13 protein-coding genes and 1 tRNA gene are annotated in these 14,495 nt (G+C 54.7%); 10 read left to right on the top strand and 4 right to left on the bottom strand.

The genetic code is table 11. The annotated features are described in order from the left end of the window. Positions 1 to 98 precede the first annotated feature (98 nt). From bioA to RBB63_RS09715, 9 genes are all read left to right on the top strand, one after another. The gene (bioA, locus tag RBB63_RS09755) at positions 99 to 1,448 is read left to right on the top strand and encodes an adenosylmethionine--8-amino-7-oxononanoate transaminase (RefSeq protein ID WP_309383620.1); all 1,350 of its coding nucleotides are present in this window, start codon (positions 99 to 101) and stop codon (positions 1,446 to 1,448) included. Between the two features lie 27 nt (positions 1,449 to 1,475). Then, positions 1,476 to 2,591 carry a biotin synthase BioB gene (gene bioB, locus RBB63_RS09750; protein WP_309383618.1) on the top strand — a complete coding sequence of 372 codons (1,116 nt, stop codon included), beginning with the start codon at positions 1,476 to 1,478 and terminating at the stop codon, positions 2,589 to 2,591. Positions 2,592 to 2,597: 6 nt separating this feature from the next. Then, entirely contained in the window at positions 2,598 to 3,266 is a 669-nt protein-coding gene (gene bioD, locus RBB63_RS09745; protein ID WP_309383616.1) for a dethiobiotin synthase, read from the top strand. Continuing rightward, complete coding sequence (locus tag RBB63_RS09740; protein ID WP_309383614.1) at positions 3,254 to 4,396, top strand: aminotransferase class I/II-fold pyridoxal phosphate-dependent enzyme; 1,143 nt, start codon at positions 3,254 to 3,256, stop codon at positions 4,394 to 4,396. The genes bioD and RBB63_RS09740 overlap by 13 nt, the downstream gene beginning before the upstream one ends. Next, positions 4,393 to 5,001: a hypothetical protein gene (locus RBB63_RS09735; protein WP_309383612.1), complete on the top strand. Its 609-nt coding sequence runs from the start codon at positions 4,393 to 4,395 to the stop codon at positions 4,999 to 5,001. The genes RBB63_RS09740 and RBB63_RS09735 overlap by 4 nt, the downstream gene beginning before the upstream one ends. Then, positions 4,998 to 5,723, top strand: coding sequence for a methyltransferase domain-containing protein (locus tag RBB63_RS09730; protein WP_309383610.1), 726 nt, complete (start codon positions 4,998 to 5,000; stop codon positions 5,721 to 5,723). Before RBB63_RS09735 ends, RBB63_RS09730 begins: the two co-directional genes overlap by 4 nt. 62 nt (positions 5,724 to 5,785) lie before the next feature. Beyond that, positions 5,786 to 6,226, top strand: a complete 441-nt coding sequence (locus RBB63_RS09725; protein ID WP_309383608.1) for a Fur family transcriptional regulator — start codon at positions 5,786 to 5,788, stop codon at positions 6,224 to 6,226. 141 nt (positions 6,227 to 6,367) lie between these two features. Then, a tRNA-Arg gene (locus tag RBB63_RS09720) sits at positions 6,368 to 6,443 on the top strand. Positions 6,444 to 6,614: 171 nt separating this feature from the next. Next, positions 6,615 to 6,791 carry a hypothetical protein gene (locus RBB63_RS09715; RefSeq protein ID WP_309383606.1) on the top strand — a complete coding sequence of 59 codons (177 nt, stop codon included), beginning with the start codon at positions 6,615 to 6,617 and terminating at the stop codon, positions 6,789 to 6,791. A gap of 343 nt (positions 6,792 to 7,134) precedes the next feature. Here the strand turns inward: RBB63_RS09715 and metE are convergent, their stop codons facing one another. Beyond that, the gene (gene metE / locus RBB63_RS09710; RefSeq protein WP_309383604.1) at positions 7,135 to 9,432 is read right to left on the bottom strand and encodes a 5-methyltetrahydropteroyltriglutamate--homocysteine S-methyltransferase; all 2,298 of its coding nucleotides are present in this window, start codon (positions 9,430 to 9,432) and stop codon (positions 7,135 to 7,137) included. A 119-nt stretch (positions 9,433 to 9,551) separates the two neighbouring features. On the opposite strand from metE, the gene RBB63_RS09705 reads away from it, so the two are divergent. Next, a complete protein-coding gene (locus RBB63_RS09705; protein ID WP_309383602.1) occupies positions 9,552 to 10,451 on the top strand; it encodes a LysR family transcriptional regulator in 900 nt (299 codons plus the stop codon). Positions 10,452 to 10,457: 6 nt separating this feature from the next. On the opposite strand, the gene RBB63_RS09700 is transcribed toward RBB63_RS09705, so the two are convergent. From RBB63_RS09700 to RBB63_RS09690, 3 genes are all read right to left on the bottom strand, one after another. Further along, positions 10,458 to 10,700 (bottom strand): cysteine-rich CWC family protein, encoded by a 243-nt coding sequence (locus RBB63_RS09700; protein WP_309383600.1) that lies wholly within the window; start codon positions 10,698 to 10,700, stop codon positions 10,458 to 10,460. Between the two features lie 42 nt (positions 10,701 to 10,742). Next, positions 10,743 to 12,350, bottom strand: coding sequence for an aspartate:alanine exchanger family transporter (locus RBB63_RS09695; RefSeq protein WP_309383598.1), 1,608 nt, complete (start codon positions 12,348 to 12,350; stop codon positions 10,743 to 10,745). A 437-nt stretch (positions 12,351 to 12,787) separates the two neighbouring features. After that, the gene (locus RBB63_RS09690; protein ID WP_309383596.1) at positions 12,788 to 14,485 is read right to left on the bottom strand and encodes a beta-N-acetylhexosaminidase; all 1,698 of its coding nucleotides are present in this window, start codon (positions 14,483 to 14,485) and stop codon (positions 12,788 to 12,790) included. Between the last annotated feature and the right edge of the window lie 10 nt (positions 14,486 to 14,495).

Below are 14,495 nucleotides of genomic sequence, written 5' to 3'. Positions count from 1 at the left end.
CTTGCCTGAAGGCGGAAATTTTTTGTTAATGCAACTGTCGATTTTGCTTAACAAAAGAAAGTCTTATCTTATATTCTTGCAGTATAAGATTCGAAAATATGCCAGTCACGTTCCAGTCGAACTCCATTGAGGCGCAATCCGCAGACGAATTAGATGTCTGCCGGAGCTGGCATCCGTTTACGCAAATGCAGGAGTATTGCAGCCTGCCCCGTGTGCAAATTGAGAGCGGGCAAGGGTGCTGGTTAACCGATACTGAGGGTAAGCGTTACCTCGACGCGAATGCCTCGATCTGGACCAATGTCCACGGACACCAAGACGCCGATCTCAATGCGGCCATCGTTGAGCAGCTCGGTAAAATTGCACACACGACCTATCTGGGTCTGGGGCATGAGCCAGGCGGCATGCTTGCCGAAAAGCTCTGCTCACTATCCGGCTTGGACCGAGTCTTTTATTCCGACAATGGCTCGAATGCGGTGGAGATTGCGCTGAAGCTGTCCTTCCAGTATTTTCAACTCACCGGCCAGCCTGAGCGTAAGCGAGTCATTGCGCTGAATAACGCCTACCATGGCGATACTTTTGGGACCATGTCGGTCGGCGATTGTGGTATTTTTCACGAACGGTTTGATCCCTGGAAATTCCCGGTTGAGCGAATACCCGCGCCGACTTGTGAGGAGATTGGCGGTGAGGTATTCTCGAGCAACATGGCAGACTCCCTCGCTGCGCTTGACGCGCATTTTGAGGAGTTTGGCGCCGAAGTGGCGGCCGTTATTCTAGAGCCGTGGGTGCAGGGAGCCGGCGGCATGTTGTTTCAGCCCAAGGGCTTCTTGGGAGAAGTTCAGAAGCGCTGTCAGGCCTATGGCGCGCACTTGATTTTAGATGAAGTTTTCGTTGGTTTTGGGCGTTTGGGGCCGATGCTGGTTGGCGAAAGTGAAGGCGTCAGGCCGGACTTCTATTGTCTGGCTAAAGGGCTGACAGCGGGCTATTTGCCATTGGCCGCTACGGTGACCAGCGAAGCAATCTACAACGCTTTTCTGGGCGAATACGGAGAATACAAAGCGTTCTTCCACGGGCACACGTTTACCGGTAACCCGCTCGGTTGTGTGGTGGCGCTCAAAAGCATCGAGAAGCTCGAAGCAATGATGGCGAATGGCTCGCTGGATCAGACGATCGCCGCGTTTGATGCTTTTTTTCGCGAACTGCGTGATGTGTTGCCAGCCTCATTCACGCTTCGTCAGCGTGGTCTTGCCGGCGCTTTGGAATTGCCGAAGGGGGACGCCTCAGAGCGACGCGGCATGCATTTCTGCATCGCCTTGCGCGAGAAAGGCGTCCTGTTGCGAGCCTTGGCGGATAGCTTACTCATTGTGCCGCCTTTGATCATTTCTTCTGACGAAATCGAATTTCTGAAAACCGGCTTGCTCGAAACTTTGCATCACAAAGCTTACATCTAGCGCATTAATATTTTAACCAACAACACCATGACACTCGACGAAATACGCGACATCTACAACCTGCCAATTACAACGCTCATATTCCGGGCTCAGCAGGTTCACCAAAAATATCAAGATCCGGCTGGCGTTCAACTTTGCACGCTCAAGTCAATTAAGACCGGCCGTTGTTCCGAGGACTGCGCTTACTGTCCACAGTCCGCGCATAACAAGACCTTTGTCGAGCCCGAGGTGCTGCTCGATACGCCGACCATTCTTAAGGATGCAGAGGCTGCCAAGGCTGGCGGAGCTTCTCGCTTTTGCATGGGCGCCGCCTGGCGTCGTGTTTACAACACCAAGCAATTCGACAACATTGTTGAGACTGTGAAGGGCGTTAAGGAGATCGGCCTCGAGGTCTGCTGCACGTTGGGCATGCTCGACGCCGCGCAGGCCAAGCGTCTTAAGGAAGCAGGCTGCGATGTTTACAATCACAACCTCGACACTTCGCGTGAGTACTATTGCAAAATTATCACCACGCGCAGTTACGATGACCGCTTGCAGACGATTCAAAATGTTCGTGATGCAGGTATGGAAGTGTGCAGCGGTGGGATTCTTGGAATGGGCGAAAGCATCGAAGACCGTCTCAAGTTATTGCTTGAGTTGGCCAGCATGGACCCGCAGCCGGACTCCGTGCCGATTAATGCACTCGTCGCCGTGAAGGGCACACCGCTCCAGGATCAGAAGTTTGTCGATAGCTTCGAGTTTGTGCGGATGATCGCCACCGCGCGCATTATTATGCCCAAAGCGATGGTTCGCCTGTCTGCCGGTCGCACGGAGATGAACGACGAAATGCAGGCGCTGTGTTACTTAGCTGGCGCGAACAGTATCTTCCTTGGGGACAAACTTTTGACGACCGCAAACCCAAGTGCAACCGATGACCGCAAGCTGCTGGACAAGCTAGGTTTACATCCGCTGAACCCAGACGATGCGCGCGCCATTCATGCTGCGGCTGATGGTGAAGCTGCGGTGCCTTCGCACGACCACCACCACGAAGATCCGTTTGCTGAGCATCTTGAAGAAGGCGCGCCATACTGGGCGCATGCATGTGAAGGCGACTGCGACCACGATCACGCAGAAGCGGAGCCGGTCGAAAGCACTAAGGCTTAACGAGCGATGCCGACAATCTTCATCAGTGCAAATGACACCGGCGTCGGTAAGACGTGGGTGGCGGCCTCCATTGCCCGTTTGTTGGTCGGGCAGGGGCAGGCAGTGCATTTGGTGAAGCCGGTGGAAACCGGGGTGGCGCAAGGTGGCTTTGGTGATGCGGAATTTGTGAGCCAAGCTTTGCAAGACAAAGTAACTTTGGAATGCAAAGTATCGACACAGACCTTGCGCAGATATTCGAAGCCGATGGCTCCGGTGGAAGCGGCGCAACAGGATGGCGAAGAGCTTCGATTTGATGTTTTAGTGAATGCGGTTAACGATTTGCCTGATGACGGCTGGCGCATCGTCGAGGGCGCTGGTGGGCTCAGTGTTCCTTTGGAAGCTGGCGCCACGCCACGTGATTGGGCTGACTTCGCCATCGCAATCAAAGCTGACTACGTGGTGTTGGTTGTGGGGGACCGGTTGGGCGCTATTAATCAGGCTCGCTTATTGGCGCACTATGCAGGCGCCAAGGGACTACCGGCTGGTTGGTGGCTGAACGAGGCTCAGGCAGATGCAGCGGCGGAAATACGCCTGATCAATCAGGACGTGCTGACCCAATTGGCTTTTCCTCTGTGGGCGGTGCAGGATTATGGCATGGAATTGCCGCGTAAGCTGGAGGCCCCATGGTTGAAGTGACCAGCCAGTTTTGGGATCGAGTAGATGCGGCGTTGTCCGAGCGTTCTGATAAGGGGTTGCGACGCACGTTGACCCCGCGTAGCGCTCTCGCGCCAACCATCGATTTATCCAATAACGACTATTTGCGATTGGCGCAACATCCGGAGGTGATCGAGGCGGCGCAAGCAGCAACGGCAAAGTGGGGCGCCTCTGCCTCTGCTTCGCCGTTGATTTCAGGTTACACTGATGCGCATGCCGAGCTAGAGCAGAAGCTCGCAGCGTGGACTGGTTTTGAGCATGGTCTCGTCTGGAATTCCGGCTATGCGGTGAATCAGGCTTTGCTGGGACGTCTACCGCAACGAGGAGACCTTGTGTTGGCGGACCGGCTGATACACGCGAGCATGGTTGAGGGCGTCTTGAGGTCGGGAGCGCGTTTGCAACGTTATCGTCATCTCGATGTCAGTCACCTTGCCGAGCTTCTCACGCTGCACGAGGGTGAGGCGCGAACGATCTTCGTTGTTACGGAATCCGTATTTTCCATGGATGGCGATTATCCTGATCTCAAGGCAATTGCCGATTTGAAGGAGCGATTTAACTTTGTATGGATCGTGGATGAAGCGCACGCTGTTGGTTGGTATGGCGAGCGGGGAAGTGGTCTCGTTGAGGAAAACGGCGTCAAGGATTGCGTCGATGTTTTGGTTGGCACCTTGGGGAAGGGGCTTGGTTCGATGGGCGCTTATACTTTGTTTCACAAAGTAAGTTTGCGCGATTACCTGATTAATTTTGCGGGTGAGTTCATTTACTCGACTTATTTGGCGCCGGGTTGTGCGGCGGCGGCCAATAAAGCGATCGACCTTGCCGCGTCTATGAGTGCTGAGCGTAGTGTGTGGCGGCAACGTTCCCGTGAGTTGCGTCAACTGATCAAGCACGCGCCAGATGGGGATTCTCCGATCATTCCCGTTGTGGTGGGGGATACTGATAAGACAATGAAAGCGGCGGAAACGTTAGAACAGCACGGCTTTCGAGTCGGCGCGGTGCGCCCTCCAACCGTGCCCACTGGTAGTAGTCGCTTACGCATTTCGTTAAATGCCCAATTGACAGTGGACGATACCGCCCGCCTCATCCAGGCGGTCAAGGAAGCTTTAACATGAAACGTTGGCTTTGGGTTGGAGGCTGGGGGCTTTGCCCCGAAATTCAACGACAGTCGTTTTCCGAGCGCTGGCCAGAATATCAGCACGTGGTGCTTTATCCTGGTAAGCTTTGTATTACAAAGTTAATTGAGTTGATGGACGCAGCAAACGTTGAGCGTTTGGGTGGTTATTCCCTGGGAGCGTTTCTCATGTTGCGAGAGCAAGCGAAATTGCCGATTGTATCGACGATGTTGCTGGCCCCTATTTTAGATTTGAAGCTTTCGGCTTTGAAGGGAGGGCGAGTTGATGGACGGCGTTTAAGGGTGCTCCTTCGCTGGCTCAGGCATGATCCTGTTGCTGCAGTGAACGACTTTTATGAATTTGCTGGTCTTAGAATGTGCGTGAAATCTGAATTGCCCTATCAAGTGGATGACTTGATCTGGGGGATCCAGCAATTGGCTGAACCGGGTTTGGACATTTGGCGAGGGGGGCACTTACATGCTTGTGTCGGCGAGAGTGATGCTTTGCTCAATGGGGCGCAGTTGCAGCAACTTTGGCCAGAATGTTTGATCATTCCTGACGCCGGGCACGACTTTAGAAACTTAATCAAGGGGCTTGCGGCATGATGCGTTTTAACGAAAAGGCGCACTGTTATGCACTACACGCAGATGTCCAGCGCGAGATGGCTGCTTGGTTGGCCGAATGGTTAGACCCTGGCTTGTGCGCCAATTGTCGCGCGTTGGAGTATGGCGCTGGCGAGGGGATATTTACCCATCATGCAGTTGGCTCTTTTATGGAGTTAGTCGCAATGGATTTGGCTCCGAGAATGGTGGAATTGGGGCGCGCTTCAGCGCCCAATGCGATTTGGCGCGAGGGCAATGCCTGGACCGGTGTAGGGTTGAATCATACGGTGGGTTTCGTGATGTCCTCCAGTTTGATGCAGTGGTGTCCAGACCCGACTCGCGTATTGGGCTTATGGCGCCACCAACTGCCTAAAGGGGCGCGCATGTTGCACGGGTTTTACATCGACCCCACTTTGCAAGAGCTCCGCGCCCTGCAGGGAGAAGTGGCTTCACCACTTACCTGGTTAAACGCGGAGGAGTGGCGAAACGCATTCCATAATGCCGGATGGGCGGTGGAGCGTTTCGAGGTTGAAGATCGTTCATTTCGTTATGCAAGCGCACTCGACTTTATGCGTAGCTTGCATGGAGTTGGTGCGGTGAGCCGTAGTCAAATCACTGGTTCTGGTTTACGGAGGCTGATTAGGGAGTATGATCGACTGCATTTCGCAGAAGGAGGCGGCGTGTATGCAAGTTGGACTTTTTGCCGTGTGCAGGTGGTGTCCTAGAATTGTAATTTCTTACCCTGACGGCTTGCCAGAAGCTGCGCGTGAGCGGTAATATTTGAATTGTGTCACATCACCATCACCACGCATTATCCATATCGGGAGTTCTTGATAAATTGCGCGATCGAGGCATGCGCGTAACCGCGACTCGCAAGCGTTTAGCGACTGTGTTATATGAAGCCGGACTGCCTTTATCCATCGAGGCGATACACGGCAAACTGGGCCGCAAGAGCTTTGACTTGGTGACGCTTTATCGCTGTTTGGACGCCTTTGTGGACCTTGGCGTCGTGCAGGTTGTGCGCAATGAGCAGGGGAAGGCGCTGTATGAATTGATCGACGCTGAGCATGGGCATCATCATCACGTAATTTGTCGGCAATGCGGAAAAATTGATTGCTTAAGCGAATGCGCAGTCGCTCCATTCGAGGCTGCTGCCCACCAAATGGGATACGCGGACGTATCGCATCGCTTGGAACTTTATGGAGTCTGCGCTGACTGCCGCGCATGATGCTGTTGGAAGGAGAGTGTTGCCGGTTAATCGTTCCTCGTTGCAGATTTGCTTGCCGTTAATTAAGGCACCCACATATTACCCGCTATCGAATGATGGCAGCGTGCCCATGCGCTGCAGGTTGAATATTTTCAATACCTTGGGGGAGTAGCTCAATGGATAGAGCAGCGGTTTTCTAAACCGTTGGTTCCGGGTTCGAATCCCGGCTTCCCTGCCATTTTAAGGCGTTGTTAGTTGGCTGTTTAGGTGATTTTTTTGTGTGGCTGCAGATGTGCTAAATAGGGTAGAACCGCTGGTATAAACCGCAAAAACAGCAATTTTCCCCCAATAAATTTGATGTCCGTTGCGGAAATTTTCACCTTAGGTGGCGGGTCCTAGATAATAAGGCATGGATCAACACGCAACTATACCAACCCACACGCAAAATAACCTGCCACGCTGGGCGACCGCCGACGAGCTGTGCGAAGCATTTTCAATCAAGGATCGCAGGGTCCTGGACAAGCTGGGCATCAAGCGCGCCCGTATCTCACGGCGCTGCGTCCGCTACGACGTTGCCCATGACTAGCCCCTCTTGCGCCACGTTCCCGGTTAATCATCAATTCGGTAGAGATGCGACTCAACATGCTATAGGGGGCGCCATTTAGGACAGCGTTGACGTCGTGGCAACGGTTCCTTGAAAATGCTCAATTCGCCTTGCCCAAGCCTTTGGCGCCGCCTATGTCATTCCTTAGCACGGCCTGTGTCATTACTTAGCAGCGGCAGTGCTAAGGCTTAGCATTGTCTGTGTCATTACTTAGCATGATCTCAACGCGCTGACTTCGTCGGACGACTAGCAGTCTTCGTCTCCAACTAAACGAACAAGCCCCGGTTTATGACCGGGGCTTGAGGGGAATAAATATGGATGGCAATTACCGAACACAGACGTTGGCGCGTAGTTCTTTGGCGGCGGTGACCATATTCGTTAATGCTGGGATGACTTCGCTCCATTGTCGGGTTTTGAGTCCGCAGTCGGGGTTGACCCAAAGGCGTTCCGGCGGAATACGCTCGGCTGCTTTTTGCATCAGTGAGACGATGTTTTCCACCGAAGAAATGTTGGGTGAGTGGATGTCGTAAACGCCTGGGCCGATCTCGTTCGGATAGTTGAAGTCATCGAAGGCGTCGAGTAACTCCATGTCGGAGCGGGAGGTTTCGATGGTAATGACATCGGCGTCCATACTAGCGATAGAGGCGATAATGTCGTTAAACTCCGAGTAGCACATGTGCGTGTGGATTTGTGTCCCGTCGGAGACGCCGTTGCCGGTGATGCGGAACGACTCGACAGCCCAGTTCAGATAGGTCTGCCACTGGGATTTACGCAACGGCAGGCCTTCGCGCAGGGCGGCTTCGTCAATCTGGATAATGCGAACGCCGGCGCGTTCCAAGTCCAGTACTTCTTCGCGTATGGCGAGGGCTAGCTGATAACAGGAAGTCGAGCGTGCCTGGTCGTCGCGCACAAAGGACCAGTTGAGGATGGTGACCGGGCCGGTGATCATGCCTTTCAGCGGCTTATCGGTTAGCGATTGCGCGTAGGTGATCCAATCGACCGTCATCGGCTTCGGGCGCGTAATGTCGCCAAAGAGAATGGGCGGTTTGACGCAGCGGGAGCCGTAGGATTGCACCCAGCCGAACTGGCTGAACGTGTAACCTTCTAGCTGCTCGCCGAAGTATTCCACCATGTCATTACGCTCGGGTTCTCCGTGTACGAGGACGTCGAGGCCGAGGGATTCCTGTTCACGGACACAATGTGCAACCTCCTCGCGCATGGCCTGTCGGTAGGCGTCGGCATCGATCGCTCCTTTTTTATACTGGCTACGTGTTTGACGGATTTCCTTGGTCTGCGGAAACGAGCCAATCGTCGTAGTGGGATACTCCGGGAGATTGAGCAAGGTGCGCTGGACAGCCGCGCGCTGTGGATACGGACTCTGGCGCTGGCCGAGTTGCGCATCGATTTTGGACAAAGCGGTTTGCACGGCGGGATTGTGCACGCGGGGCGATTGGCGCCGGGTGTTGATCGCTTTCTGGTTCTCGTCGAGTTCTGCGCGAACGGCGTTGCGGCCTTCGTTGAGAGCTGTTGCAAGGAGATTCAGTTCACTTAGTTTCTGCTTTGCAAAGGCGAGCCATTCCTTGATTTCTGGATCGAATGTTTGCTCGCTATCGAGATCGACGGGCACGTGAAGCAGCGAGCAGGATGGCGCGAGCCAAAGCCGTTTGCCCAGGCGCTGTGCGATAGGCTCCAACCAGTCTAGCGTGGCGTTTAAATCGGTTTTCCATATGTTGCGTCCGTTAATAACACCAAGGGAGATCACTCGGTCGCTGGAAATTTTATCGATTAGCGTATTCACTTCCATGCGTGCATTAATGGCGTCGAGATGCACGCCGTCCACTGGTAGTTGCGCCACGAGTGGTAGGTTATCAAGCAATGCCCCAAAGTAGGTGGCGAGCAGCAGCTTGACCTTACCCTCGCTTAAAATGCGATAGGCGATTTTCAAGGCGTCCTTCCACGAGCCCTCAAGGTCGGTAACGAGGATGGGCTCGTCGATCTGCACCCATTCGACGCCATGATCTGCTAGTTGGCCAAGCAACTCGGCGTAAACTGGAAGGAGGGATGCTAGCAAGTTGAGCTTGTCGGAATCATCCTTGGCTTTGCCGAGCGCCAGGTAGGTGATGGGGCCAATGATAACCGGCTTCGCATTGACGTTTTGCGCCTGCGCTTCCAACAGTTGATCCAGTACGCGACTGGCGTTGAGCTGGAAGGTGGTGTCGGCGTCGAACTCGGGCACGATGTAATGGTAGTTGGTGTCGAACCACTTGGTCATTTCGCCCGCCGCAATGCCATGGCAGCATCCACTCGATTCGGCGCCCTCTGTGGAGCGACCGCGTGCAACGCGAAAGTAATTGTCTAGCTCGTTACCCTCAAAACCGCGTGCGCGTTTGGGTAAGTTGCCCAGCGTGAAACTCATGTCGAGCATCTGATCATAATAGGAAAAGTCGCCGACAGGCGCCCAGTCTAAGTTCGCTTGCTCGCGCCAGTTTTCGCGGCGCAAATCAGCGCCGACTGCTTGGAGGTCATGCTGGGAGGATTGTCCCTTCCAATAAGACTCAAGCGCGAATTTAAGTTCACGTTTGGTTCCGATCCGAGGGAACCCAAGGTTGTGAGTGTGTGCCATAGTATGTTCGTTTGGATTATTGAGTTATCCAAGGATACCAGCTTGAACCAATGAAGTAAAATGGTATGTTTTCACGTATCAATGACACTGTGTCATGAATCGAATATCGTCATTTTGCCATGATCGAACGCATACACCTGGAAATTTTACGCGCCGTGGAAGAGCTCGGCACGCTAACCGCAGCCTCGGACAAGCTCTATCTGACACAGTCTGCGCTGAGCCACAGCATACGTCGCTTGGAAGAACAGCTCGGCGTGGAGGTCTGGTATCGCGAGGGGCGTAGTCTCCGCCCGACACAGGCTGGCGAATACCTGATCGCCGCCGCGAACCGAATCATTCCCCAACTCGAACACGCTGAAGAGCGGCTTAAACAGTTTGCCCAAGGCGAACGTGGCACGTTGCGCATCGGCATCGAATGCCACCCCTGTTACCGCTGGTTACTCAAGGTGGCAGCGCCGTATTTGGCGGCATGGCCCTCGGTGGATTTAGACGTGAAGCAGAAGTTTCAGTTTGGCGGCATCGGCGCCTTATTCGGGCATGAGATCGATATGCTGGTGACGCCCGATCCACTCTACAAAGCGAGTCTTTCTTTTGAGCCCGTTTTTGACTACGAGCAAGTCCTAGTGGTCGGTCCGGAGCACCCATTGCGCAAGGCCAAGCACGTAAAGCCCAAGCAGCTGACCGGCGAAGTGCTTATTACCTATCCCGTGGATATCGACCGCCTCGATGTCTTTACGCGCTTCTTAACGCCGGCTGGCATTAGCCCCAAAATGCATAAGAAAATTGAGACCACCGACATCATGTTACAAATGGTCGAGAGTGGCCGTGGGGTTGCGGCGTTGCCGCGCTGGTTAGTTGAAGAATATGCAGATCGTTTCTCAGTTTTCCCCGTGCGCTTGGGCGCCAAGGGCGTCGATAAAAAGCTCTACCTCGGCATCAGGGAAACCGACGCTGACATCGACTATATCCACGCCTTTCTTGAGCTGGCGCGCTCGCATGGAAAACAAATGAAGCCCTAATCCTCTCTATTGTTCCGGGCGTTCCTTTGCCTCAGTGGCGAGGATGCGCAAACAGCGAGGGCAGAGGCAGTCGTCGTAGAGCTCGTCCACCCAGGAAGGAAGGCCGTTAGGCATCGACACCTGTGTGCATTGGCAATGGATGATGTTATTCATCTTGCACTCGAAGGCGCTGCCGCAACGTGGACATTGCTTGATCTCATGCTTGCAAACTTGACGGGGCGGGGGAGGAGATATCGCATTCGTTTTCATGATGGTTGAGGTTTGGTGTTGAATACACGGCGGTAAACAGGGTTAGCCGATTAGCTTGATGAGGAATTTTGCCAGTAGCGCCATCATGATGACAGCTACTGGATAGACCGTGGCGTAGCTTACAATGGGCGCTTGCTGGTGAGTTTTAGAGACAATGGCTCCGAGGGCAGGGGTGCTGGTCATGCCGCCACAGATGCCGCCGAGGCTTTGAGCAAGTGTCAACTTCATGGCCTTGCGAGCGGTCAGGTAGCCAACGATCATCGGCACGATGCTGATCAATGCGCCCACGAGGAATATTTTTGCGCCCTCGTTTTGGATCGCGGCGCCCATGGATGCGCCCCCCTTGATGCCGGCGTCGGCGAGGAAAAAGACCAGACCCATTTCCTGGAGCATCATGCGGGTTGGTCGGGGAATGTAGCCTACGATGCCGCCTACGCGGCCAAAGTGTCCCAATAGCAACGCGACCATTAGCGGACCACCCGCCAAGCCAAGGGAGAAAGTGTCGCCCCATGGCAGCGGAATGCTCATTCGCCCGAGGGCGACACCAAGCGTGAGTCCAATGGCCATTGAGACAATGCTGGTCTCAGATACGGCCTGGGAGTGATGTCCGAGGGTTTGAGCGAAGTTGGTTAAGCGATCCCTCGCGCCAACAACGGTGAGGATGTCGCCTTTTTCCAAGCGTGTGTTTTGATCGGGAACGAAGGTGAAGTCCATACGGCAAATGCGCGTGATGGTTACCCCATGCTGGCGAAGCGGATCGACCTGCGCCATGGTCTGTCCGACTAGATCTTGCTTAACGACGACCATTTGCTGGCGCTCGTTGTCGGCGTCGAGGACGATGCTTTGGTCGCTAGTTTTGCCGATTAGTTCGGTCGCAATGTTGACCGCCTTGATGTCACCCACGAGCAAGAGCAACTGCCCCTCGGCATAGACGTCTTCATAGCGCACCGGCTCTAAGCGATTGTTTCGCCACACGCGTGATACTTGGCAGCCCTTGAGGTCGCTCAGGCTGCATTCGGCGAGACGTTTGCCGTAGAGGTTTTGGTTAAGCACTTGGACGAGCCGACGTTCAATCTTCGTAGCAAGGCCACCGGTGATTTCCGCAGTGTCTTCTTCGATTTTCAAGCGTAGCAATCTGGGGATCAACTGGACAAACAACACCACGCCAATCACGCCAAAGGGATAGGCAATGCCGTAGCCAACTACGACATCTGTCTCCAGGTTGCCGGCGGCCTCTGATCCAGCGGCCAAGGCCGGAGTGCTCGTCATTGCTCCAGCAAAGGCGCCCACCGCCATGGCGGCGCTGATGTCGAAGTATTTGGCAAGCCCCCAAGTGGTCAACGCGCCTACGCCGACCACGACGAGCGCCAGTTTTGCCAGTTGGCTGCCTTCGCGTTTGAGAGCCCCAAAGAAGCGACTGCCCGCACCGATGCCGACACAGTAGACGAACAGCGTTAAGCCGATTTGTCCGACGCCAGCGGGGATCGTTCCGCCAAAATGCCCCGCCAGTAAGGCGATGAAAATAACCCCGGAAGAGCCGAGCGTGATGCCTTTAATTTGGATGCTGCCGAGGATCAGCCCAATGCCAATTAAGGCAAACAGCGTCATGAGTGGATTTCCAAGGAGCGAATCTATGATAGAACTTAGCATGTCGTATAGTCTCGAAGGATTGACGTCGCCCGATACGTCAGCCCTCCAACCTGCCTAACTTTTCTTGCTAGCTGAGCACGTTGCCAAGGCCGACATCTCAAGCGCGAAGATGTCTAGCACGGGAATTCTGGCTCTCGGTCGTGCGACCGAACACAGTTGCGCGTCAGCTCCTGGATCTCACAGGATTACCCCGTATCTGTTGATTGAATGGTTCGAGTTTCATTCAATCGCAATTGGATGAAAGTTCAATTAAACTTATTTGATGGGTTCTTGAAATAAGTTTTTATTATTGATTGGATGCTCTTCGCTTGAACTATCCAAACTCACATAGACTTTCGAAAGTTTGATTCGTATCAGCTCTCGCTGTTTGCACGCGGCTTGATGGCGGTTCGCCAAAATATGAACAGAATGCTACGCTGAATTGACTGATCCGATTTCTAAAGCAAACGGCGCAGGCGTTGGCTGCTTTCGTGCAAGCCGCCGATGCGGCTGCGGCGAGTCCACAGTTTTTCAAATTGGCCAATGAGCGAGGAGAGTTCGGCGCGCAAACCTGAACCGAGATTGAATTCGTTTGCGGGGCCAGTGTGGCTTTTAACAGCCAGGCAACGCTGAGCAGCGAAGCGGGTGAGGTCGATCGCGAGGTCCATTTCATCGCGCAGCCAATGGGCGTCATCGGCGTGGATAGTCGTGCCGTTGAGCACGGATTCCCACTCCCAGGTTTGGCTGATGACGCCTTCAAAACATGATTCCGGGCAACTGACCAGCTTGGCTTGTAGTTCCTCGATGGGCAGTCTCATGCTGGAAAAAAGAAAACTCTGGTTGGCGAGCTTGAGCGGGATGGCGTGGTCGACGTCGCCGAGCTCCAACAGCACTTCGGCGGCGGTGCGGTCTTCTCCCTTAAAAAAGAGACGGTTGATTTGGCGGGTGAGGTCCAGGTTGCTCTCGGCGTCGCCATACCAGGAAAATAAGGCGCCCGCGACCATGCCCGGCAGGCTGACCGCCCACGTTTGCGGATGGCCGTTGTCGCCCCAATGCGTCACCAGGAAGCCGACTGCATTTTGGCTCAACCCGTGGCGTGCGGCGGAGCGGATGTTTTCGAGCATGTTACGGACGCGGCCGGTAAAGCTGTTCCAGGTGGAGTCGCCGGGCGCCACGTAGAAGGGGCGATCCGTGCTGGCGAGAATCGCGCACTGTTGGTCGAAGGGGTGGTTGGCCTCGTAGCCCCAAAGTATGGGCGTTACGCTGGCGGGCAGCTCATCGATGAATGCCGGGTTTTCGAGCAGGATGTCGGCCCAGCACATGGGCTCGGCGTTGTGGCTTTCGGCGAGTTCGCAAATGCGTTTGAGGAAGCGGGCGTAGATGGCGTGCTTGCCCTCAATGTCGATTTGCGCTTTGCTCCAACCTTGACCCAGCTCCCAGGGCTCATCGCCGCCAACGTTAAATTTATTGCTCGAGAAATGGGGCAGCAGTTCGCTGTAAAGTTCGTTGAGAAAGCTGAGGCTTTCTTCATTGGGTCGCAGGGTGCCGCCATAGGGGCGTGGGCCGGTCAGCGGGTGGGTAAAGCCGTCCGGGCACTCGGCGAGGTTTTGGTATTCCTCATGTTGAAGCCAACGCTCGAAGTGGCCGAAAGAATTCTGGTTGGGCACGAGCTCGATGTGGCGGTCCGCGCAATAGGTGTCGAGTTCTTCGATCTCCTCGGCCGTCATGGGCGAGGCCATGCCCCACACGGTTTCATGCCCGGTGTAGGCGAAGGTGTGTTCGGTGTAGAGCTGCAGTTGGTTATAGCGCAGCGCGGCTAGGGCGTCGACGAGGCGGCGCAGGTGCTCCATAGTGGGCACGCGGTCGCGGGAAATATCGAGCATGTAGCCGCGGACGGAGAAGTCGGGCCAGTCGTCAATGCGCAGGCAGGGCAGGCCTGCGCCCTTGGATTGCTCGGTTATTTGCTCCAGGGTTTGTTCGGCGTAAAATGCGCCTGCGGCATCGGCGGCCTTGATCGATATTTTGCCGGGTTGAATGGTGAGGCGGTAGCCCTGGGGGGGGATGTCGTTGTCGCCAATGCTCAAACTGGAAGCAATGTCCGCTGGGCAGGAACCTTCGTTGATCTTGAGTTTGCGTGGTTCGGGAATGAGCAGCATGGTGGCGGGA

Origin of the sequence: Cerasicoccus frondis (genome assembly GCA_031296915.1) — a bacterium.
Lineage (GTDB): Bacteria > Verrucomicrobiota > Verrucomicrobiia > Opitutales > Cerasicoccaceae > Cerasicoccus > Cerasicoccus frondis.
This window is presented reverse-complemented; position numbering and strand designations above follow the sequence as displayed.